Genomic DNA, 21,865 nt, shown 5'->3' with positions numbered 1-21,865 from the left:
CCGGTCGTAGGCGCGTCCTGGCCGACACGCTCGGCCCGCCCGCCCTGGCCGACACGCTCGGCCCGCCCCCCTTGGCCGACCCGCTCGCCCCGCCCGCCCGACGCGGCCGGGACAGGCTCCTCGGTGACCGCCGTCGGCTCAGCGTGGTCGCCCGGCGCGGGGCCCGTCACTTCTTGCCGCCGTCCGCCGCGTCGAGGACCGACTCCAGGTACCGCGAAGAGGCGGCGTAGGCACGCTCGATACGGTCCGCCGTCTGCCCGAAGGCCCGGTAACGCAACTGGCTCAAGGTCCCGGCCACTTCGCCAGAGGCCGCCCCGCTGGGCAGTACGTGCACGGTGACGTCCGGCGGCAGATCGGCCATGTCGCGGGCGAAGCGGTGCCTGCGGGCGATCTCGAAGGCGACGGTGGCGACTTCCCACGGCAGCTTCGGCGGAGTCAGCGGCCGTTCGATCCGGCCCACCTGCAACACGTAGATCTCGCGCGCGCCCAGAGCGACGGCTCTGCCCACCGGGATGCTGTTGACCAGGCCGCCGTCCACGAAGTGCTCGCCGCCGAGGCCCACCGGCGGCAGCAGCCCCGGTACGGCGGAGGAGGCGAGCACCGCCTCGACCAGCGGACCGCTCTCGAACCAGTGCTCGGCGGCGTGCTCGATACTCGCCGCCACACACTGGAACGGCACGTTCAGCTCTTCGATGAGCGCCACCGGCAAGTGGTCACGCAGCAGGTCGAGCAACGGCGCCGGGGTATAGAGGTGGGTACGGCTGCGCACCGCGGTGGAGAGCCGGCCCACCAGAGAGCCGGCGAACACCCCTGCCCGGCCCAGCCCCGTCCACAGGTCGATCAGCCGGCTCACCGAGGTCTGCGACGGATCGGCCGCCACGGCCGCGCCGTTGATCGCACCGACGGAGGTGCCCAACACCAGCCCCGGCCGCACCCCGGCGGCGAACAGCGCCTTGAGCATGCCGACCTCGTACGCTCCCAGCGCCCCGCCGCCACCCAGCACGAACGCGGGGCCCGCCACATCACGCCCACTGCGGTCCATGGCTCAAGCGTGCCCGGGCTCCGCCGGCCCAACCCGAACGCCTCGGCGCGCCGAAGCGGCCGGCCCCCGAGCGGGGGTGGCCGTGCTCAGCGACGTCCTGCACCTTCCCAGCGACGTCCTCGACCTCTCGGCGACGGCTGATGAACGGTTCCGCGAATTCCGGGTCGGTGTGTAACAGAGCTCGTTCGGGACTGTCGTTCAGTCAGCATGCGGCGGTGACGGGTCTGTTGCGGTGCGCCTTCGATACTGGTCGTCACCTGGCCACCACATTCGATCACTGGGAGAAACCGTGTCTCGTGTCCTGCGCACCGCCGCCCTCGCCGCCACTGCCGCCGTTGTGGCGTTCGGGGCATCCGCCTGCGACTCGGGCACGTCCACGGACGCGTCGGCGAAGTCCTCCGCATCCACAACGGCGTCCGCACCGGCGTCCGCCACGGCGGGTACGGACGCTCCCGGGTCCGCTCCGACCACGGGCACACCGGTCACGTCGGAGGCGGCCGGTGCGAAGCCCGACCCGGCGAGCCCGCAGGCGCCGTCCACGGGCAACAAGCCGGCCGCCGCGACCGTCGGGCGGTGCCACACCGCCGGACTGAGGTTCTCCTTCGGCAACGGTGACGCCACGTACGGCAGTGCCGACGACCAGCAGCACCTCCAGGTGCTGATGACCAACACCAGCGGCTCGACCTGCACGGTCAAGGGCTTCCCGGGGGTGGACCTGAAGGCCGCCGACAGCTGGTCCCTGGTGCGTACCTCGAAGTCCCCCGCAACGGTCACGCTCACGTCCGGTGCGAGCGCGAGCTTCGTCATCACCTACCAGCCCTTCGAGGCGGGCTCCGGCGTGGAGTTCAAGGCCAAGAGCGTGGTCATCACCCCGCCCAGCGAGACCACCTCCGTCACCCTGACCTGGCCCGGCGGCAGTGTCCTGCGCCAGGACGGCGCCACCCACCCCGCCACCTACGTCGGCCCCGTCACCACCTCCTGACCCGGGCCGTGTGGCCGCCTCCGCGGCCCGAACCGAACGCACTGGGCAGCCGAGCACCGCGCAAGGAGCCGTTCGGGCAACCGGAATGGGATCGTCAACATCCCGTTCGGGCGCGCAAGGTTGCCCTTTCAGACGCGGGAACGGCATCCGCGCTGCCCCCGGTCAGGTACCTGAGGACGTTTCGGCGCCGGGGGCCGACCCGACATGTTGAACAGGTCTTGTCTCGTACCCCCGAGGAGAGCAGCGCATGCCGTCGTACTTGTCACCTGGCGTATACGTCGAGGAGGTGGCCAGCGGTGCGCGTCCCATCGAGGGAGTGGGCACCTCGGTGGCCGCCTTTGTCGGCCTCGCCCCGAAAGGACCGCTCAACGAACCGACGTTGGTGACCAACTGGTCCCAGTACGTCGCGTCCTTCGGTGACTTTACCGACGGGTATTTCCTGGCGCACTCCGTCTACGGATTCTTCAACAACGGCGGCTCCGCCGCGTTCATCGTCCGCGTCGGCGGCCTGCCGGGCGGGGTCGCCGGTACGGAGGCCCAGGGCCCGGCCGCCGTGACGGCCGGCCGCAGCGCGGCTCCGGGTGCGCTGACCGCCGGCGAGGCGAGGCAGCTCGGCGGGTTCACGGTGTCGGCGATCGCGCCCGGCGAGAGCGGCGGGCTCAGTGTCGAGGTCGCGGATGCCGAGGGCGAGGGCCCGGCCGACCGCTTCCGGCTGATCGTCAAGGACGGCGAGAAGGTGGCCGAGACCTTCGATGTGACCGCCAAGAAGGCCAACCGGAACTACGTCGTCACGCAGGTCAAGGAACGCTCCAAGCTGATCATCGTCACGGAGGCCGCCCCGGGCGGGCAGCTCGCCCGGCCGGAGAACCAGTCGGTCGCGCTCGCGGCACCGGCCGCCGCCTCCGCACCGGTCCGGGTGGACGAGGACGAGCAGGTCGGCATCCGCGAGTACGTGGGCGACTCCGCTGACCGGACCGGTTTCGGCGGTCTGGAAGCCGTCGACGAGATCTCGATGGTCGCCGTCCCGGACCTGATGGCCGCGTACCAGCGCGGCGCGATCGACCTGGAAGCCGTGAAGGCCGTGCAGCTCGGCCTGATCGCGCACTGCGAGCTGATGGGCGACCGGCTGGCCGTCATCGATCCGCCGCCCGGCCTCAACGCCCGCCAGATACAGGTCTGGCGCCAGGAGACCGCCGGTTACGACTCCAAGTACGCGGCCCTGTACTACCCCTGGATCAAGGTCTTCGACCCGGCCGGCGGCCAGACCCGGCTGATCCCGCCCAGCGGCCATGTGGCCGGCGTCTGGGCCCGCAACGACTTCGAGCGCGGTGTGCACAAGGCGCCGGCCAACGAGGTGGTCCGCGGCGCGGTGGACCTGGAGATGCAGATCACCCGGGGCGAGCACGACCTGCTCAACCCGCTGGGCATCAACTGCATCCGGGCCTTCCCCGGCCGGGGCATCCGGATCTGGGGTGCCCGTACCCTCTCCTCCGACCCGGCCTGGCGCTACCTCAACGTCCGCCGCTACTTCAACTACCTGGAGGAGTCGATCCTGATCGGCACCCAGTGGGTGGTCTTCGAGCCCAACGACCAGGCGTTGTGGGCCCGGATCAGGCGGAACATCTCGGCGTTCCTGGTGAACGAGTGGCGCAGCGGGGCCCTGTTCGGCGGTACGCCGGACGACGCCTACTACGTGAAGTGCGACGCCGAGACCAACCCGCCGGAGTCGGTGGACCTCGGACGGGTGATCTGCGAGATCGGTGTCTCGCCGGTCAAGCCGGCCGAGTTCGTGGTCTTCCGGCTGGCCCAGTTCTCCAGTGGCGGCGGCGAGTTGGACGAGTAGCCGGCGGTGCCGCGGACGGGCCGGGCCGGCCCGTCCGCCGTGGTGCGAGAAGTCGCGAGCAAGAGCGGTAACGAGGAGAAAGAGCAGGTCCCATGAGTCTTCAGCCGGGTGAGTCGCTCACCACCCATAATTTCGGTATCCAGATCGACGGCATCGGCCTGGAGTACCTGCAATCGATCAGCGGCTACAAGTCGACGCAGGACGTCATCGAGTTGAAGCAGAACTCGGCCAGCGGCCAGCCGATCATCCGGAAGATGCCCGGTGGCAGGCAGGCCGGTGAGGTGACCGTGGTCTACGGCGTCACCCAGAGCACCGCCTTCAACGACTGGCACAAGCTCTCCCAGAACGGCAACATGGGCGCGGCCCGCAAGAACGCCACCGTCATCTTCTACGACACCATGATGAACCCGGTGAAGCGGTACCACCTGACCAACGCCTGGTGCAGCAATGTCGTCCCCGGCGATGTGCGGGCGGGCGAGGCGAACGCCCTCACCGAGACGGCGACCATCGTCTACGAAGAACTGATACCTGAGTGATGCGTCGCGGAACAGCCGCCAAGACCTCGGTCTTCGCGGAGCAGGAGATCCTGGCGGGTTCCGCGGGTTCCGCCGGTTCGGTGGCCCCGGCCGCCGAACCGGCCCCCGCACCGGCGCCCGAACCCGCCCCCATACGGAGGCAGTTGCAGACCGAGTTCGCCTTCGAGCTGCCGCGCGGGTACGTGGACGACGCCGGCGTGGTGCACCGCGACGGGATCATGCGCCTGGCGACCGCGAGGGACGAGCTGATCCCGCTCCAGGACAGGCGGGTGCGGGACAACCCGGCGTTTTTGTCGGTGGTCCTGCTCGGCCTGGTGATCACCCGGCTCGGCACGGTGGAACACGTGCACGACGGTGTGGTGGAGAAGATGTTCGCCTCCGACCTCGCCTTCCTCCAGGACTTCTACCGCCAGATCAACGCCGAGGGCCACACCCGGGCCGGGGTCACCTGCCCGCACTGCGAGCAGCCGTTCGAGGTCGAGCTCGGCGGGAGCCGCCTGGGGGAATCGTGACGTACGCGACCGACCGTATCCACGAGGAGATCGCGTACATCGCCTACCACTTCCACTGGAGCCTGGAGGACATCCTGGACCTCGAACACCACGACCGTCGCCGGTACGCGGGGCAGATCGCCGCGCTCGTGACCCGCGCCACGGCCGAGCGGTGAGAGGACGGGCGTAGGCCATGGGAATCCTTGACCGACTGCGGGGACGTACGGGTTCGGCGAGTACGGCGCGTTCGGCGCGTCCGGCGGGCTCGGTTGGTATGGCGGGCTCGGTGGGTGCGTACGTGGGCGGCCCGTCAGCCGCGGTCCCTCCGGAGCCGGCCGCCGGGTCCGGAACGCCCGCCGCTCCGGACGAGCGGCAGGGCTGGTCGGCGCTGCCGCCGATCGAGCGCGTGCTGGCACAACCGGCCCGGCACACCGTCGCGGCACCGGACTTCGCGGGCACGCTCACGACCTGGCAGAACCCCTCCTTCACCGGGACGTTGTCGCACGCTGTGCTCGACGGCGCTCCTACCGGTCTGATCAGGAACGTACTGACGCCCGCGAGGGTCACCACGCCCCCCGGACGGCTGGGCGAACCCATGCTGACCCTTCCGGTCGCGGCGGAAGCGGCGGAAACCGGGGAGGGGGCGCAGGCGGCGGTCGGAGCCGACGCGGCGGCCGACGTCCCGGTCCAGACGGCCGTGTCGGCCGCGCGGCCGACCGGCACGCGGGTCGCACCGGTACGGCCCCAGTCCGCTCGGCCCCCGCTGACCACGGCGGTCGCCCCGCCCGCGATTGAGCGGCGGACCCTTCCGGCGGCGGTGTCCCGCCCGAGCGCGCGGGCAGGTGAGCTTCCCGCCAGGGAGGCGGCACCGGTACGGAGCACCCGGCCGGCCGGCGGTACGCCCGGTCCCGCCCGGGGCCAACGCGCCTCCGCGGCAGCGGACTTGGCGGCGGACTCGCGGCCCACCGTGGGCGGGGCGACACCCTCGCCGGCAGCCGGGCCGGAGCCGACGCCCGGGCCGGGACACGCGTCCAGGCCGACACCCGCACCAACACCTTCACCCATCGCCTCGGCGATGCCGGTCGTGCCGTCCTCCGGGGCGCAACTCTCCATTCCTCCGGGCGACTCCGGGGCCACGGGGTGGTCCGAGAGCGAGGCGGGCGCCGGGAGCTCGGTGGTGCCCTCGCGCACAGCCGCCGCCGGCCCGACTCCCCCGATTCGGCGCGGCCTTGGGGCACCCATCGCCCCTGCCACTCCCGCCTCCGTGGGCGGCGCGGTGCCCGTACAACGTCGGTTGCCGGAGCCGGGCGCGCCGAGCGGTGGCCCCGGAACGACCCGGGGTTCTTCGGACCCCGGGCCGAACTCCCCGTCCGTACGTGCCTCCGACACCGGGTCTTCCACCGGCCCGGCCACGGTTCCGGCGCCGCCTTCCACCGGCAGCGCCCGCCCCGGCAGTGCTCAGGCGGGGACCTCGACACCGCGCCGCCGTCCACTGCTCGGCGCCCCACTGACCGCTCCCCCCGCCGACGCGACCTCGCTCACCGGCGGCCCCGCGCGTCTCGCTCCCGGCGGACCGGCACCAGTGCAGAGGGCTGCGCCGCTGAGGCCGTCGGGCGCCTCCCCGTCAGGGCCCCCGCTTGCGGCTCACCGGACGCCACCCGATGCGTCACGCTCCAACCCCGACAACCGGCCCGACGGGAGGTCCGGTTCCCCGGTGCCCCAGTCACCCCTCGGGGTATCCGGGCCGCCCCCGGCCGAGTCGGTGGCCGACAGTCCCGGCAATCGGCCGGATGGCACGTCCGGCTTTTCGGTGTCCGGGGCGTCGCAGTCGCCGGCCGCGCTGTCCGGGCCGCGCCCCCTGACCGGTTCGGCGTCCGACGGTCCCGGCAACATGTCCGATGGCCCGTCCGGCCATTCGGCAACGGCCCCCTCGCCCCTCGGGGTGTCCGGGCTACGGCCCATGGCCGGTCCGGCGGCCGGTGGTCTGCCAACTGCCCCCGGCAACCGACCTGATGGCACGTCCGGTTCACCTGCCGCGCCGTCCGGCCCTCGGCCCATGGCCGGTTCGGCGTCCGGCGGTCTGCCAACTGTCCCCGTCAACTGGCCGGATGGGGCGTCCGGTTCCTCGGTGTCGGCTGCGTCGCAGTCGCCCGCCGCGCTGTCTGGGCTGCGGCCCCCGGCCGGTTCGGCGGCCGACGGTCCCGGCAACCGGTCCGACGGAACGCCCGGCTTTTCGGTGTCGGCAACGGCCTCCACGCCCCTCGGGGTGTCCGATCTGCGGCCCCTGGCCGGTTCGGTGGCCGACGGTCTCTCGAACGACCTCATCGTGCAGCGGCAGATTGCTGGTAGCTCCGCGCCAGCGGCAGCCGTGCCGTCGGCGCCGGAAGCCTCGCCGACCATCGGCGACCCCTTCAGCGGGACTTCTTCTTCGGCGACCGCAGCCGCTCCGGGTGCCGCCCCCGCGCCGACGCGGCGCACCGCCGATGCCATCCCGGCACGCGAGGCTTCGACCGAGGCGGTCGGCCGGGCGCGCCCGGCGGCAGCCGCCGCCCCTGACGTCCCGCTGGTGGGCTTCGAGCAGCCGGTGGCGGCCGTCGAGCCGAAGGCGGGCGGTACCGGGGGGCAGCCCCCGGCCGGGACCCTGCCGGTGCAACGGTCAGCCGTGGTGCCCGGCGGGTCCGCCCTGCCGGTCGTACAGGCCGTGGCCGTAGCCGCTCACGCTCAGCTCATACCGTCGGCCCCGGGCGCTCCCGGCGGCGAGTCGGCGCCCCCCGTGGTGCCGGTGCGGCGGTCCACCCCGGTCCACGGCGAGGTCGGTTCTGGCGCGTCCTTGACGACCTCGGATCCCGCCCCGCGGCCGGTCGGCCACAAGGGAGCGGCGGTTCCCGGCGCGGCAGGGCCTGGCCACCGGCCGCTGACCGTGGCGCAGTCCGCTCCTCACCACCTGCCCAGCGTCGTCCGCCCGTTGGCTCCGGCCCGCACGCTGACGCGGAACCAGCCGCTCCTGGCGGCCGGCGCCCCGCGACCGCCGAGCGGATCGCGAGCGGTGCCGCTGCGCGGCAGCGCGTCCGCGCCAAGCCAACCGCTGTCGCGGCTCACGAACCACGCCGCCGTGGCCGACACCGCCCGTCCGTCGGCACCGGCCGGCATCCCCGTACAGCGTCTGGTGGCCGCGCCCTCGACCGCCCGGGGATCGGGGACGGCCCCGGCGGCCGGTGCGTCGAGGTCGGTGACGCTGCCGAACCTCCATGGCCGTGGTGTGGCCGCCGCACCCACCGCCCCTCCGGCGCGGGCCGCCGGCCCCGGCACGTACCCGCCCGTCGTCCCACAGAACCTCGCCCCGCAGAACCTCGTCTCCCAGAGCCTCGCCCCGCAGGACCTCGTCTCCCAGAACACGGTCCAACGCAGCACCGACGGCGTGCGGTTCAGCCCCGTGCCGACAGCCTTCCCGGCCGGCAGCAGGCCGGTGGAGCCCGGAGCACCGTCCGCGTACCGGCGCGACCTGCCGGTTCCGCTGGTGGCCGCCGCGCCCGTGCCCCCCATGGTGCTGCCGGTGCAGCGGACACCCGCGACCCCCTCCGTGGCCGATCCGGCGATCGGGCCGCATTCCCCCGCCCACCGGGCCGACCCGTGGCCGCCGCCCGCCGTGCTCAAGCGAAGCGGCGGCGGCTCCGGCCACTCGACCGGCGATCCGACCGGTCACCGGAGCGGCGGAGGCGGCGGGAACGTTCGTAGGAACAGCTGGAGCGCCGGCGACGGCCGGAACGGACCGCCGTCCTCCGCCAGGGCGGCCACCGACCCGGCCGCACAGCGCGACAGCGTCCCCGCCGTCTCCGGGTTCGATCCCCGCAAGCTGAAGGACGAGCAGGTCGACGAGCTGACCCACAAGCTGATCGGCCCCCTCACCAGGATGCTCCGCACCGAGCTGCGACTCGACCGCGAGCGGATCGGGAGGCTGCGTGATCCCCGCCGCTGAGGTCGCCGCTGACAGCACCGCTGACGCCGCCGCTCATCCAAAAACCGCCGCTGGATCACCACTGACCGCCGCCTGAACCGCCGCACCGCCGCACCGCAGCAACTCCGCATCGCCGCACCGCCCGCATCGCCGCACCACCTCGACCCGCCCGCAGGAAGGCCGTACCGATGCCCCAGGAACTGGACCCCGGGTCCACCATCTACTTCGACCTGACCATCGACGGCCAGGGCCTGGGCCGCTTCAACACCTGCGAGGGGCTCGCCGCCTCGGTGGAGATCTACCAGCACCAGGAGGGGGGCAACAACGGGTTCGTATGGCAACTGCCCTCCCGGGTGACCTTCTCGAACATCACCCTGACCCGCCCCGTCACCCCCGAGACCGTCAAGGTCGGGATCTGGATCACGTCCATCACCACCGGCGTCACCCGCCCCACCGCGCAGATCGCCGCCAAGCGCGCCGACGGCTCGATCGTCGCCCGCTGGGGCCTCCTCGAAGTGCTCCCGGTGAACTGGGACGGGCCCTCGTTCAACCCGGAGAACCCGGCGGTCGCCACCGAGACCCTGGTCATCGCCCACCACGGCTTCACGGACGCGGGGGCGGCGTAGTGGCCGGCGTGGGCGGTGCGGGCAAGAGCCTGACGCGGGCCTCGCTGGCCATCCACGAACCCCCCATCGGCTTCAGCACCACGCCGGGCTCCCTGATCAGCACGCTGCGCTTCGACTACAACCCGTCCCAACTGACCCTGAGCCGCGAGGCCCAGTGGAAGACCACCCCGAGCGCCGCGGTGCGCTCCGGCGCGGTCCCGGAGTTCATGGGCCCGGTGCCCCGCAACATGACGGTGGAGATCCTGCTGGACCGCTCGGAGAAACCGGACAGTCACGACGTGCTCAAGAACGTCGAACTGCTCTTCTCCTGCTGCGAGACCACCACCGCCAGCATCGCGGCGAAGCAGCCCTCACCACCCTGGGTGGTATTCGACTGGGGCGGCAACTCCAGCGTCCGCTTCACCGCCTATGTCAGCTCGGTGAACGTGCAGCAGGTCCAGATCAGTCCCACCGGAGTGCCGACCCGCGCCCTCTGCCAGGTGCAGTTGAACGAGATCCCGAGCAAGACCGCGGGACAGAACCCCACCTCCGGCGCGCTCACCGCCCAGCGGGTGCACCGGGTCGTCGCGGGCGACTCGTTGCAGTTCCTCGCCTGGCGTGAGTACGGGGACGCCACCGCCTGGCGGACCATCGCCGAGGCCAACGGCATCGACGACCCGGCGCACCTGCGGCCAGGCACCGAACTCATGCTCCCCGCCGCCGAAGAGGTCGGTCTCTGATGGGCCAGATCAGTTACTCCAACATCTTCCATGTCACTTTCGACGGCCGGAAGTTGCCCGACGACCTCGCGCCGCTGCTGGTGTCGGGCTGGGTCGACTTCGGCGCCGGCGTGCCCGGCTCGTTCCAGCTCGACTTCCGGGACCCCGACCGGCTGGTGCTCGGCAAGGCCGGCATCAAGATCGGCACCAAGGTGATGCTGGCCCCGGTCGCGGCCGGCCAGGGCGCGCAGTACCCGCTGCTCACCGGCGAGGTCACCGGCCTGGAGAGCGACTACGACGGCACCGGCAGCTTCACCGTCGTGCGGGGTTACGACCTCGGCCACCGGATGCTGAGGCAGCGCCGGGTGACGGCGTACCGCAACATGACCGCCTCCGACATCGCCCGCCAGTTGGCGGGCCGGGACAAGGTCCCGATCGGCAGCATCCAACGGACCAAGACCGTCTACGAGTTCATCACCCAGGCCAACGTCACCGACTGGGACTTCCTGTGCCGCCTGGCCGACGAGAACGAGATGGTGATGTCCCTCAGCGCCCGGGGCACCTTCCAGTTCGTCAAGCGCGACCCCGCCTCCGGCGCGCCGGCGTCGAGCGCGCTGAGCGACAGCAGCCCGCAGGTCCTGGACCGCGAGAACATCCGGCGCTGCCGGGCCGCCGTCACCTCCGCCGACCAGGTGGCCGGGGTCCGGGCGCGCGGCTGGGACGTGACGGCCAAGAAGACCCTGGTCGGTGAGTCGCCCGCGGCCGCCAACCCGGGCATCGCGATCGGCGCCACGCCCGCCCAGACCGTGTCCGCGTTCGGGCCGGCCACGCTCGTCGAGACCGACACCCCCTACGACAAGCAGGGCGAGGTGAAGAACGCCGCCTCCGCGCTGGCCGACGATGTCACCGCCGCCTTCGCCGAGTTGGAGGTGACCGCCACCGGCAACCCCAAGCTCCGCCCCGGCGTCCCGGTCACCCTCACCGGGGTGGGCGACCCCTTCGAGGGCAAGTACACGGTGACCGGTGCCCGCCACAGCTTCGGACTGGGCGGTGGCGGCTACGAGACGTTCCTGACCGTGAGCGGACGCCAGTGGCGCTCCCTGTACGGGCTCACCTCGGGCGGCGCCGGCGGCATGCCCCGGCTGCCGAGCGTCGCCAACGCCCTGGTCACCGACATCAAGGACCCGCTCAGGCAGGGCCGGGTCAAGCTGCGGTTCCCCTGGCTCGACGACACCTATGTCAGCGACTGGACCAGGACCGTGCAGTTCGGCGGCGTCCAGGGCGGCGGTCTGATCGGCCTGGACGTCGACGACGAGGTGCTGGTGACCTTCGACCGCGGCGCGCTGGACCACCCGTTCGTCATCGGCGGCCTCTACAACGGCAAGGACAAGCCCGGTGTCGTCGATGTCCAGCCGTACGACGCCACCAGCGGCAAGACGGTCCGCCGTACCCTCGCCGACCGCAGCGGCAACCGTCTGGACCTGCTGGACCAGCGCAAAGGCGGCAAGCAGGGGGTACGGCTGAACACCGGCGACAACCGGCTGACCATCAACCTGGACCGCTCCCGTACCGAGATCACCATCGACAGCCAGGGCAGCGTCACCATCAAGGGCACCCGGAAGGTGTCCGTCGAGGCGGCCGACATCTCGCTGAACGGGCACCAGAAGGTGTCGATCCACAGCGGCGGCGCGCTGGCCATTGAGGGGAAGATCGTCACCGTCAAGGCGGGGACCGCGCTGCGGATGAACGCGGTCGAAGCGAGCCTTACCGGCAGCGGCCTCCTGGACCTCTCCTCGGCGATGGACGTCACCGTCAAGGGCCTCAACATCCAGCTCGCCGGCATCATCAAGATGCTGGGAGAGGCCACGCTCGACGGCGCCCAGGTCATGGTGATCTGATGCCCGAGCAATTCGTCGGCACCGGGTGGGCGTTCCCGATGCGCATCGGACCCACCGGCGGCATCGCCATGGTCAGCGGGGTGCGCGAGATCGAGGAGGCCATGCGGCTCGTGCTGGCCACCGCGCCGGGCGAGCGGCCGATGCGGCCCGAGTTCGGCTGCGCCATCCACGACATGGTCTTCGCCCCCGTCAACGAGGCCACCGCGGGCCGTATCCACCACGAGGTCCGCACCAGCCTGGACCGCTGGGAGCCGCGGATCGAGGTCGAGGACGTCGAGGTGACCGCGGGGGACGAGCAGGGGGTGCTCTTCATCGACATCCGCTACTCGGTCCGGGGCACCAACAACCCGCGCAGCCTGGTCTTCCCGTTCTACGTCATCCCCTCCCACGACGAGCCGTCCTCGGACCCCGGACCGGCCACCGAAAGCGACCGCTGATGGCACTTCCCTCGCCCAACCTCGACGACCGCCGCTTCCAGCAGTTCGTCGACGACGCCAAGCGCTACATACAGCAGCGCGCTCCCGAGTGGACCGACCACAACGTGTCCGACCCGGGCGTCACCCTCGTCGAGACCGTCGCCCACATGGCCGACCAGATCGTCTACCGGCTCAACCGGGTGCCGGAGAAGAACCACCTCGCCTTCCTCGACCTCATCGGGATCACCCTCTTTCCGCCGTCGGCCGCGCGCGCCGACGTCACCTTCTGGCTGTCCGCGCCGCTGGACGAAGCCGTACGGCTGCCGGTCGGCACCGAGGTCGCCACCTCGCGGACCGAGAGCGAGGATGCGGTGGTCTTCGCCACCGAGCGCGAACTCACCGTGGTGCCGTGCGAGTTGGCGGCCCTCGTCGTCCAGCACAGTGGGGCGGCGGTCACCGACCGGACCTCGGACCTCGCCGAGGGGAAGGATCTGCACTGCTTCGCCGAGTCGCCGCGGCCCGGTGACTGCCTGCTGTTCGGGCTCACCGCCGCCGTACCGCACTGCGCGGTGGCGCTCACGCTCGACAGCCGGGTCGACGGCGTCGGTGTCGACCCCCGGCAGCCGCCGCTGGTCTGGGAAGCCTGGACGGAGGACGGCTGGACCCCGTGCGAGGTCGACCGGGACGGCACCGGCGGGCTCAACCGGCCGGGTGAGGTGGTGCTGCACGTCCCCGGCGGCCACGTGCTGTCCCGCACCGGACGCCGCGAAGCGGGCTGGCTGCGCTGCCGCGTCACCGAGCCGCTGCCCGGCCAGCCCTTCTACGCCACCTCGCCCACCGTCCGGTCGGCCGAGGCGTTCACCATCGGCGGCACCACCGGGGCCGTCCACGCCGAGACGGTGCGCGACGAGGCCCTGGGGGAGTCGACCGGGCTGCCCGGCCAGCGGCTGCGGCTGGCCAACGCCCCGGTCGTCGGCGACGTACCGCCGCTGCACCTCCAGGTCGCGGGCGACGACGGCTGGACCGACTGGGAGGCCGTCCCGCACTTCGCCGCCTCAGGACCCGACGAGCGCCACTTCACCCTCGACGCGGCCACCGGCGAACTCGCCTTCGGCGCCGCCGTGCGCGAACCCGACGGCAGCCTGCGCCAGTACGGCGCCGTGCCGCCCAAGGGCGCCGTCATCCGGGCCCGCCAGTACCGCACCGGCGGGGGCCGGGCGGGGAACGTCGCCCGCGGCGCCATCCAGGTGGTGCGCAACTCCGTCCCGTACGTCTCCGAAGTGGTCAACCGCGAGGCCGCCACCGGTGGCGTGGACGCCGAGACCGTCGCCGAGGCGAAGGCCCGCGCCCCGATCACGCTGCGCGCCCAGGACCGCGCGGTGACCCTGCGCGACTACGAGGAACTCGCCCGGCGTGCCGCCCCGGAGACCGCCCGTATCACCTGCCTCGAAGGCGACCCGGACGAGCACGGCGCCCACGCCGTCAGGGTGCTGGTCGTCCCGCAGGCGGTGGCGGATCCCGGCGGGCGGCTGCGCTTCGAGCAACTCGTCCCCGGGGACGCGCTGCTGGAGCGGATCACCCGATACCTCGACGAACGCCGGCTGATCGGTACCCGGCTGGCCGTCGGCCCGCCCTACTACCAGGGCGTCACCGTCGTCGCCACCGTGCACGCCTTCCGCGGCGCCGACGCCGACCGGGTCAGGCGGCAGGCCCACGACGCGCTCTACCGCCATCTCGACCCCCTGATCGGGGGAAGCACCGGCACTGGCTGGCCCTTCGGCCGGCCGGTGCAGTCCGGCGAGATCTTCGCCGTCCTGCAACGGGTCCCCGGTGTCGAACTCGTCGACCAGGTGCTGCTCCACCCGGCCGACCCGCTCACCGGCCAGCGCGGCGAAGCGACCGACCGGATCGACCTCGCCCCGCCCGCCCTGGTCTTCTCCTTCGACCACCGGGTCCGCGTCGTCGGGGACCCGTCGTGAGGGGCTCCATCGACGGCCTGGGCTCCCCGACTCCACTGGGCCTGATGCTGCCCGCCGTCTTCGCCGACGACGATCTCGCGCAACGCTTCACCGCCGGGCTCGACGAGGTGCTCGCCCCCCTGCACAACGTCCTTGACTGCCTCGACGCGTACTTCACCCCGTCGCTGGCCCCCGTCGACTTCGTCCGCTGGCTCAGCAACTGGGTCGGTGCCGAGACCGACGGCACCGAGGACGAGGCGCTGCTGCGCGCGGCGGTCGCGGCCGCCGCGCGTCTGCACCGGATCCGCGGCACCCGCCGCGGCCTGGCCGAGGCGATACGGCTCGCCTTCGGGACGGAGCCGGAGATCACCGAGAGCGGCGGCGCCGCCTGGGACGCCAGGCCGCTCGGCCCGGTCCCCGGCGACCGCCGTCCGCGGCTGCACGTCGCCCTCGCGCTGCCCGACCCCTCACCCATGGACCGGCACCGGCTGGAAACGCTGGTCGCCGCCGCCCGCCCCGCCCATATGCCCTACACGGTCCAGGTGACCGCGGCCGAGAGGACCCCTGACAGGTGAAACCACAGGCAGCCGACATGGACCGGGGAGAGAGCGGCAGGCCGGCGTGTGCCCGGTGCGGTACGCCGCCGAGCCCCGGGCAGTCCTTCTGCGACAGTTGCGGCGAGGTCCTCGGCTGGACCCCGGAGCCGGGCCCCCGCCCGGGGCCGGCAGCGGCGCAGGGTGGCCAGACGCCACCGCGCGGGGCCGCGGTCACCGACCCGGCGAACAGCGCGGAGCCCGGCCACGGCGCGAAGTCTGGCCACGGCGCGGAGCCCGCGTACAGCGCCGAGGCCACCCACGGGGCCGAGCCCGCTCGCGCCGCTGAGGCCACGCGCGGCACCCAGCCCGCTCGCGCCGCCGAGCCCGTCTTCGACATCGCCGCCGCCTGCTCCGGCCGGGCGGCGGCTCGCCGGCAGAACGGGCCGCCCCCGGCGGAACCGGCCCTGTCGGCGGTCCCCTTCCCCGCCCCGGCCGGGAGCGGACCGCGGGCCGGCCACCCGGGCACACCACCCGACGCCGCCCACCGAGACAACGCGTCGACCGTACGGACGCCGGCGGCCACGCCTGATGGCGCACCCGGTGCCGCACCCGGGGCCGCACCCCTCGCCGGGCCGGGATCGGGGCCGGGATCCGGGCCAGGCGATCCGGCCGCCGCGCCCCCGGCCGCGGATGCGAGCGAACTCCTCGCCGCGGAACGGGCCAGGGCCCTGCTCATACCGGTCGCCGAGCCGCAGGCGGTGGCGGCGCCCTCGGTGGCGCCGGTGCAGCCGGGCCGGCCGATCACCGCGCGACCGCAGGTCCAGGGCCCTCGGGGCCAGGGCGACGACGGCGGCACCCCTTGTCCGTGGTGCGGCACCGGAAACCGGCCCGACCGCCACTTCTGCCGCCGCTGCGCCCTGACCATGGCCGGCCGGCCGCAGGACGCCGCCCGGCGGCCGTGGTGGCGCCGGCTGCCTGGCCTTGGCGACCGGCAGCCGCCGTGGGCCGGTGAACGGCCCCGCCTGCGCGGGGGACTGGGCCGCGTGCTGAGCTGGGTGGCCGGCGCCGCGGCGCTCGTACTGGTGGTGGTCGCCGCGCTCCACACCGGCAGCGCGGTGCAGGCGGTGCGCGACCACTTCGCCAAGCGGGCGCCGATCTCCGCCGACTCCTCCAAAGCGTCCCACTCCTACCCGGGACACGGCCCGGGGCTCGCCTTCGACAAGCTCAACAACACCTGGTGGGGGCCGGGCGTGACCCAGTCGGGTGCCGGGGAGTGGATCGAGGCCGACTTCGCCCGGCCGACCAGACTGCTCGACGTCGTCATCACCTCGGGCGAGTCGACCCAGCCGGCCGATCTCGCGAAGTCCGCGCTGCCGTACCGGATCGAAGCCGTCGCCACCACGGCGGACGGCAAGAAGCACAGCCGCTTCCTCACCCTGGACGGGGCAAGCGGCGGACAGACCCGTGCCTTCCGGGTCGGCGACGTCACCGCGGTCCGCTTCATCCTGCGCTCGGCCTACGGCGCCACGGCCGACAAGCAAGTGGCCATCGCCGAGGTCGAGTTCTTCGGGCCCTCCAGCGGAAACGGCTCATGACGGCACGCCGGCCGCCCTGCGGGGGCCGGTGGAATTAACCCCAATTGCCCATCGAACTAGGCGAGTTGACGAACGCCGCACAAATCCACGGGAGTACGCTTGCTCACCATGCACAGCACGGGGCATTCGGGTTCGGTCGTGCGAACGTCTGCCGGCGCGACGGAACCAGCCGTGACCATCCCGGTCGCGGTGCACGCGCCCGATCCGGTCTCGCTCGCCGGGGTGAAGAGTCAACTGTGCCAGCAGCCGTCGATCGAGCTGGTCGACGAGGTGAGCGGCCGGCCGGGCGCGGTGGCGGTCCTGGTGGCCGCCGACGCGCTCGACGAGCCCACCCTGTCGGCGCTCCGGCGGCTGGTACGCACCGGCGGCACCCGCGTCGTGCTGGTCGCGAGCACGATCCGGGAGGCGGATCTGCTCCAGGTGATCGAATGCGGGGTCGGCGCCATCGTCTGGCGGCACGAGGCAACCGGGCACCGGCTCCAGCAGGCGGTGGTGGCCGCCTCCCGTGGTGACGGTGACCTCCCCGCGGACCTGCTGGGCCGGCTGATCGTCCGGGTCGGCGCCATGCAGCGCGGCGTCGCGGGGCCGTCCGAGGCGCCCATGCACGGCCTCGGGCCGCGCGAGGTGGATGTGCTCCGGCTGGTCGCCGACGGCATGGACACCGGCGAGATCGCGACCAAGCTGTCGTACTCGGAGCGCACCGTCAAGAACGTGATGCACGGCCTCACCACCCGGCTGCGGCTGCGCAACCGGGCGCATGCCGTGGCGTACGCCCTGCGCGAGGGCTATATCTGACCGTCCCGACCGTCCCGACCGTCGCCGAGGCCTCGGGGTCGCGCGGTCGGTTGGCGGTCAGTGGCGATCGGGGGCTGGCAGTGGCTGTCGGGGGCAGTCGGCGGCAGTTGGTGACATTCGGGCGACAGGGTAAGGGTGCGACGGTGATCCACGAGGTGGACGAGGTCCTCAAGAAGCTGCTGTCCGGCGGCGCGCTGGCCGGGACCGGCGTCGAGATCGCCTTCGAGGCGCCGACCCGCGACTGGGCCGCCCGGCGCAACGCCCCGACCATCGACGCCTATCTGTACGACATCCGCGAGGACATCAAGCGGCGGGAGAGCGGGTCGTCCGAGGTCAGGGACGAGCGGGGCGTGGTGCTGCGCCGGCGGCTGCCGCCGCGCTGGTTCCGGCTGTCGTACCTCGTCACCGCGTGGACGAAGCGGCCGCAGGACGAGCACCGGATGCTCGCCGCGGTCCTCGCCACGCTGGTACCGCACGAGTTGCTGCGGCCGGAGGAGCTGACGGGGTCGCTGGCCGCGCTCGGCCTCACCGTGCCGCTCACGGTCGCGGGGAACCTCGACACCCGGTCGAGCGCCGAGGTCTGGTCGGCGCTCGGCGGCGAACTCAAGCCGTCCGTCGACGTCGTGGTCACCGTGCCCATCCCGTCCTACCCCGAATACGACGCCGGGCCGCCGGTCGAGGAACTCGGGGTGCGGGTGCGCGCGACCGGCGACACCCTGGCCGACTCCGCCGAGCGGTATCGCCCGCGACGGCCGGCCGGCGCGGTGGTCGAGGCGGATCAGGCGGCACGGAAGTGAGGACGCCGGCCGGCCCGCTGATCGACCGGCTCGGCCAACTGCGGTACGAGGTCGGGCGGTTGGTCGAGCAGCGCAGCGCCGACGATCCGACGGCCGACGACCCGCTGCGCGGCCTGTACCTGTCCGAGGAGGCCGTACAGCGCTTGCTGCGGCCCGTGGCCGCGACCGTAGGAGCGGACGACGACGCCGCGCCGGACGACGATGCCGCGCCGGACGACGATGCCGGGCCGGAACGCGACGACGCGGCGCCGGACGAGGGGCGCGCGGGTCCCGATGGGCGAGGCGGGCCGGACGGGCCGGAGGCGCCGGAGAGCGATGATCCGGTGGGAGACGACGATCGTCTGTACCGGCTCGCGGTCCGGCTCGGCCTCACCGCGCTCGACGCCCACCTCCTGCTGCTCGCGCTCGCGCCCGACCTCGATCGCACCTTCGAGCCCTTGTACGGCTACCTCAACGACGACGTCAGCCGCCGCCGGGCGACCATCGGCCTCGCCCTCGAACTGTCCGGTCTGCCCGCGCACGCCGCCTGGGCCCGGGCCCGTTTCCACCCGTCGGCGCCGCTGCCGGCGCTGGGCCTGATCCGGGTGGAGGAACCCGAACGCCCCTTCCTCAGCCGTTCGTTGTCCGTGCCCGACCGGGTCGCCGGCTATCTGCTCGGCGACGACACGCTGGACCCCGCACTCGACGGTCACGCGCTACCGCTCCAGGCGCCGCAAGCCCAGGCGCAGTTCGACACGTTGACGCAGCGGCTGGCCAAGCGCCTCGCTTCCGGCCCGCTCACGGTCTACCTCCGCCAAACCCGGGAGGGCGACGGCCTCGCCTGCGCCGCCGCCGCCCTGGAAGCGGCCGGCCTGGCGGCCCTGCGCTTCACCCCCGCCGGCCCTGGCGCCCCCGCCACCCTCACCGGCCCCGGCGGGCCGGTGGCCGCCGACGACCCCGGCAGCCGCGAGCACGACCACGGCCCGCTCGCCGAACTGCTCCGCGAGGCGCGGCTGCGCGGCTGCGCCGTCGTGGTGGACCCGCTGCCGGAGCGCCCAGGCCCCCTGGTGCGGGCGCTCGCGGTGCCCGACGTGCCCGTGCTGCTGGTCGGCTCCCGCCCGTACGACCCGGAGTGGTGCGACGGCCGGAGCGAGCCGCTCGTACTCGACGCGCCCCGGCAGCGCTCGGACGATCTGGACGCCTGGGCGGCCGCGATCGGCACGGGCGGGGAGCCCGGGTTCGACCTGGCGCCGGTGGTGGCGCCCTACCGGCTCGGCGGTGACCGGATCCGGCGCGCGGCCCGGGCGGCACGGGAGTTGGCGGCCTTCGAGGGCAGCCCGCTGTCCGGCGACCATCTGCGGCTGGCCGCCCGGCAGCAGTCCGCGTCGGGCCTCGAACGGCACGCCCGCCGGATCAGCCCCGCCGTGACCTGGGACGACCTGGTCCTGCCGGAAAAGCCCCTGGCGCACCTGCACGAACTGGCGCTGCGGGCCCGGCACCGCGACCAGGTCCTCGGCGACTGGCGGTTGAGCGCCGGCGGCGGGCGCGGCCGGGGCGTGCTGGCGCTCTTCGCCGGCGAGTCCGGCACCGGCAAGACGCTCTCCGCCGAGGTGGTCGCCGCCGAACTCGGCCTGGAACTCTACGTCGTACAGCTCTCGTCCATCGTCGACAAGTACGTCGGCGAGACCGAGAAGAACCTGGAACGGATCTTCACCGAGGCCGACCGCACCGACGCCGTCTTGCTCTTCGACGAGGCCGACGCCGTCTTCGGCAAGCGCTCGGAGGTGAAGGACTCCCACGACCGCTACGCCAACCTGGAGAGCGCCTACCTGCTCCAGCGGTTGGAGTCCTTCGACGGCATCGCGCTGCTGACGACCAACCTGCGGGCCAATATCGACGACGCCTTCACCCGGCGGCTCGACCTGGTGGTCGACTTCCCGTTCCCCGACGCCGCCCAGCGCCTGGCGCTGTGGCGGCACAGCCTGGCCTCGGTCCCCTGCGTGCCCGGCATCGACCCGGAGCCGTGCGCCCGGGACTTCGAACTGGCCGGCGGCTCCATCCGCAGCGCCGTGGTCACCGCGGCCTACGCCGCCGCCGGCCGCGGCGGCCCCGTCACCACCGCGGACCTGCTGGCGGGCGCCCAGCGGGAGTACCGGAAGGCCGGGCGCCTGGTGCTGGACGACGGCGGCTGGTGAACGGGGTTTTGGCCCCAGGGGATGACCGGGGAGCCGGCAAGCCGCTGAGCCGGTGACCGGCCGGCCCCGCAGGCCGGGGAGGCCGGCAACCGCCTACTTGTCCATGGTCAGTTCGAAGGCCTCAAGCCGCAGTGACTTGTCCGTGGTCCCGACGCTGATCCAACTGCGGGCGCCACCAGGGGTGTCACACCGCTTCCCCTGCCACTCGGTGTCCTGGAGATAGCCGTTGCCGCAGACCACCCCGTCGCTGAGGCTCATCACGAGCTGCTCGACCCGCTGCCCGGAACCGGGGTTCCCGATCGTCAGATCGGTCTTCTCGGCCGCGCTCTTCCAGGCGGGCGGCCAGCCGAGGTCGCCGATGTACACGTTGGCCGAGGTGCTCCTGCTGCCGGACACGGCGACGTTGATGGCCTCGATGGCGCGGGCCTGGTGCTCGGTGCCCGCGAGGGCGCCGTCGCACACCGAGTGCTGCCAGCCGAGGTCCGCCACGTAGGCGCGGTAGCAGACGTGCCGGCCGGGGCTCTTCTTGTCCGCCGCGGTGACCGCCGCCGCCGCGGTGTCCGGGACCTTCGGCTTGGGCTTCGGCTTCGGTTTGGCCGGCGCCCCGCCGCCTCCCTGCGCCTTGGCCGGCGGCGGGGACGGGCTCTCGGCCGGCGGCGTGGTCGGCGCCGGGCTCGGCGGCGCCGTGGGCAGCGCCGGGGGAGGCGCGGGGAGGGTGGCGACGACCGGCTGCTCGACCTGCGCGGTGGCGAGGCTGGTCACTTTGGCCGACTTGGTGAACCACAATGCGACGAAGACCAGCGCGAGACTGAGCAGCAGGGTCAGCACGGTGGCGAGCCAGCGGGGCAGGAACCCGCGCTGGACGTAGGTGCCGTCGACGTCGAGGGGCGCGCTGCCGGACCGGCGCACGGCGAGGCGGTAGGGCCGCTGCTGCTTGTGGCCGAACCAGATGAGCTGCCGGGGCCGCAGGGTGGCGTTGACGAAGGCGGCGCGCCCTGGCTCGATCTGGACGTTGGCCGGGTGCACGTCGTAGGAGAGCTGGTCGCCGTTGTCGTTGCCGGTGACGGAGGCGGTCAGGGTGGTGTTGCCCAAGTTGTCGATGGCCAGCTTGGGGCGTCCCCGGAAGCGTCCCTTTACCGTGTGCGGGACGAGTTCGGCCCGCATCTCGGTGAAGGGGGTGATCGTGAGGTTGCCCTCGGGGACCGTCGTGGCCTCGGGGTGCTCGGTCGGAACGATCTGGACGGCGTACGGATTGGGTCCCGCGGTGGCGTCGGGGGTGCGCGGCGGTGCGAAGGTGAGCTGGACGGTTCCGGTGGTGCCCGGGTAGAGCCGGATCGTCGGCGGCTCGACGGTGACATAGGGCGCGATGTCGCCGACGGGTATGAAGCGGTATTCGTCGACCACGTCTCCGGTGTTGCGAAGCCGCAGTCGTACGTCGGCCGTACCGCCCGCGTCCACGGTGGTCGATGCCGGCTCAAGGGAAGTCCATAGGCTCACCTTGCGAAACTACCGGCGGGGCGGGT

General features: G+C 73.1%; 18 protein-coding genes. 16 read left to right on the top strand and 2 right to left on the bottom strand.

Annotated elements, in window-relative coordinates; translation table 11 throughout:
* Positions 1-166: 166 nt before the first annotated feature.
* Positions 167-1,042, bottom strand: a complete 876-nt coding sequence (locus OG519_RS14890; RefSeq protein ID WP_405583425.1) for a patatin-like phospholipase family protein — start codon at positions 1,040-1,042, stop codon at positions 167-169.
* 289 nt (positions 1,043-1,331) lie between these two features.
* On the opposite strand from OG519_RS14890, the gene OG519_RS14885 reads away from it, so the two are divergent.
* The 16 genes from OG519_RS14885 to OG519_RS14810 all read left to right on the top strand — a co-directional run bounded on the left by OG519_RS14885 (position 1,332) and on the right by OG519_RS14810 (position 20,342).
* The gene (locus tag OG519_RS14885; protein WP_405583423.1) at positions 1,332-2,024 is read left to right on the top strand and encodes a DUF4232 domain-containing protein; all 693 of its coding nucleotides are present in this window, start codon (positions 1,332-1,334) and stop codon (positions 2,022-2,024) included.
* A gap of 247 nt (positions 2,025-2,271) precedes the next feature.
* Positions 2,272-3,867, top strand: coding sequence for a phage tail sheath family protein (locus OG519_RS14880; RefSeq protein WP_405583421.1), 1,596 nt, complete (start codon positions 2,272-2,274; stop codon positions 3,865-3,867).
* A 92-nt stretch (positions 3,868-3,959) separates the two neighbouring features.
* Positions 3,960-4,403, top strand: coding sequence for a phage tail protein (locus tag OG519_RS14875; RefSeq protein WP_405583419.1), 444 nt, complete (start codon positions 3,960-3,962; stop codon positions 4,401-4,403).
* Positions 4,403-4,915, top strand: coding sequence for a hypothetical protein (locus OG519_RS14870; protein ID WP_405583418.1), 513 nt, complete (start codon positions 4,403-4,405; stop codon positions 4,913-4,915). The genes OG519_RS14875 and OG519_RS14870 overlap by 1 nt, the downstream gene beginning before the upstream one ends.
* Positions 4,912-5,070, top strand: a complete 159-nt coding sequence (locus OG519_RS14865; RefSeq protein ID WP_405583416.1) for a DUF6760 family protein — start codon at positions 4,912-4,914, stop codon at positions 5,068-5,070. The genes OG519_RS14870 and OG519_RS14865 overlap by 4 nt, the downstream gene beginning before the upstream one ends.
* Before the next feature lie 2,090 nt (positions 5,071-7,160).
* Positions 7,161-8,870 carry a hypothetical protein gene (locus OG519_RS14860; RefSeq protein WP_405583414.1) on the top strand — a complete coding sequence of 570 codons (1,710 nt, stop codon included), beginning with the start codon at positions 7,161-7,163 and terminating at the stop codon, positions 8,868-8,870.
* A gap of 167 nt (positions 8,871-9,037) precedes the next feature.
* Positions 9,038-9,475, top strand: a complete 438-nt coding sequence (locus OG519_RS14855) for a phage tail protein (protein WP_405583412.1) — start codon at positions 9,038-9,040, stop codon at positions 9,473-9,475.
* Positions 9,475-10,194, top strand: coding sequence for a LysM peptidoglycan-binding domain-containing protein (locus OG519_RS14850; RefSeq protein WP_405583410.1), 720 nt, complete (start codon positions 9,475-9,477; stop codon positions 10,192-10,194). Before OG519_RS14855 ends, OG519_RS14850 begins: the two co-directional genes overlap by 1 nt.
* A complete protein-coding gene (locus OG519_RS14845; RefSeq protein ID WP_405583408.1) occupies positions 10,194-12,071 on the top strand; it encodes a VgrG-related protein in 1,878 nt (625 codons plus the stop codon). Before OG519_RS14850 ends, OG519_RS14845 begins: the two co-directional genes overlap by 1 nt.
* Positions 12,071-12,508 carry a GPW/gp25 family protein gene (locus tag OG519_RS14840; protein ID WP_405583406.1) on the top strand — a complete coding sequence of 146 codons (438 nt, stop codon included), beginning with the start codon at positions 12,071-12,073 and terminating at the stop codon, positions 12,506-12,508. Before OG519_RS14845 ends, OG519_RS14840 begins: the two co-directional genes overlap by 1 nt.
* A complete protein-coding gene (locus OG519_RS14835) occupies positions 12,508-14,466 on the top strand; it encodes a putative baseplate assembly protein (protein WP_405583404.1) in 1,959 nt (652 codons plus the stop codon). Before OG519_RS14840 ends, OG519_RS14835 begins: the two co-directional genes overlap by 1 nt.
* A complete protein-coding gene (locus OG519_RS14830; protein WP_405583402.1) occupies positions 14,463-15,020 on the top strand; it encodes a phage tail protein in 558 nt (185 codons plus the stop codon). The genes OG519_RS14835 and OG519_RS14830 overlap by 4 nt, the downstream gene beginning before the upstream one ends.
* A complete protein-coding gene (locus OG519_RS14825) occupies positions 15,017-16,576 on the top strand; it encodes an NADase-type glycan-binding domain-containing protein (RefSeq protein WP_405583400.1) in 1,560 nt (519 codons plus the stop codon). The genes OG519_RS14830 and OG519_RS14825 overlap by 4 nt, the downstream gene beginning before the upstream one ends.
* 108 nt (positions 16,577-16,684) lie before the next feature.
* Positions 16,685-17,371, top strand: a complete 687-nt coding sequence (locus tag OG519_RS14820; protein WP_405583398.1) for a response regulator transcription factor — start codon at positions 16,685-16,687, stop codon at positions 17,369-17,371.
* Positions 17,372-17,514: 143 nt separating this feature from the next.
* Positions 17,515-18,168, top strand: coding sequence for a DUF4255 domain-containing protein (locus OG519_RS14815; protein WP_405583396.1), 654 nt, complete (start codon positions 17,515-17,517; stop codon positions 18,166-18,168).
* Positions 18,165-20,342, top strand: a complete 2,178-nt coding sequence (locus OG519_RS14810) for an ATP-binding protein (RefSeq protein ID WP_405583394.1) — start codon at positions 18,165-18,167, stop codon at positions 20,340-20,342. The genes OG519_RS14815 and OG519_RS14810 overlap by 4 nt, the downstream gene beginning before the upstream one ends.
* Before the next feature lie 93 nt (positions 20,343-20,435).
* Here the strand turns inward: OG519_RS14810 and OG519_RS14805 are convergent, their stop codons facing one another.
* Positions 20,436-21,839: a hydrolase gene (locus tag OG519_RS14805; RefSeq protein ID WP_405583392.1), complete on the bottom strand. Its 1,404-nt coding sequence runs from the start codon at positions 21,837-21,839 to the stop codon at positions 20,436-20,438.
* Positions 21,840-21,865 lie beyond the last annotated feature (26 nt).

It is taken from the genome of Streptomyces sp. NBC_01190, assembly GCF_045039895.1.
Classification (GTDB): domain Bacteria; phylum Actinomycetota; class Actinomycetes; order Streptomycetales; family Streptomycetaceae; genus Actinacidiphila.
Note: the sequence above shows the minus strand (reverse complement) of the source record. Positions and strands in the feature narration are given on the sequence as shown.

What these genes read in the sequence shown, in the direction of transcription:
- OG519_RS14890 (WP_405583425.1), bottom strand. Translation starts at nt 1,042, where the DNA reads ATGGACCGCAGTGGGCGTGATGTGGCGGGCCCCGCGTTCGTGCTGGGT.
- OG519_RS14880 (WP_405583421.1), top strand. Translation starts at nt 2,272, where the DNA reads ATGCCGTCGTACTTGTCACCTGGCGTATACGTCGAGGAGGTGGCCAGC.
- OG519_RS14875 (WP_405583419.1), top strand. Translation starts at nt 3,960, where the DNA reads ATGAGTCTTCAGCCGGGTGAGTCGCTCACCACCCATAATTTCGGTATC.
- OG519_RS14870 (WP_405583418.1), top strand. Translation starts at nt 4,403, where the DNA reads ATGCGTCGCGGAACAGCCGCCAAGACCTCGGTCTTCGCGGAGCAGGAG.
- OG519_RS14855 (WP_405583412.1), top strand. Translation starts at nt 9,038, where the DNA reads ATGCCCCAGGAACTGGACCCCGGGTCCACCATCTACTTCGACCTGACC.
- OG519_RS14845 (WP_405583408.1), top strand. Translation starts at nt 10,194, where the DNA reads ATGGGCCAGATCAGTTACTCCAACATCTTCCATGTCACTTTCGACGGC.
- OG519_RS14840 (WP_405583406.1), top strand. Translation starts at nt 12,071, where the DNA reads ATGCCCGAGCAATTCGTCGGCACCGGGTGGGCGTTCCCGATGCGCATC.
- OG519_RS14835 (WP_405583404.1), top strand. Translation starts at nt 12,508, where the DNA reads ATGGCACTTCCCTCGCCCAACCTCGACGACCGCCGCTTCCAGCAGTTC.
- OG519_RS14820 (WP_405583398.1), top strand. Translation starts at nt 16,685, where the DNA reads ATGCACAGCACGGGGCATTCGGGTTCGGTCGTGCGAACGTCTGCCGGC.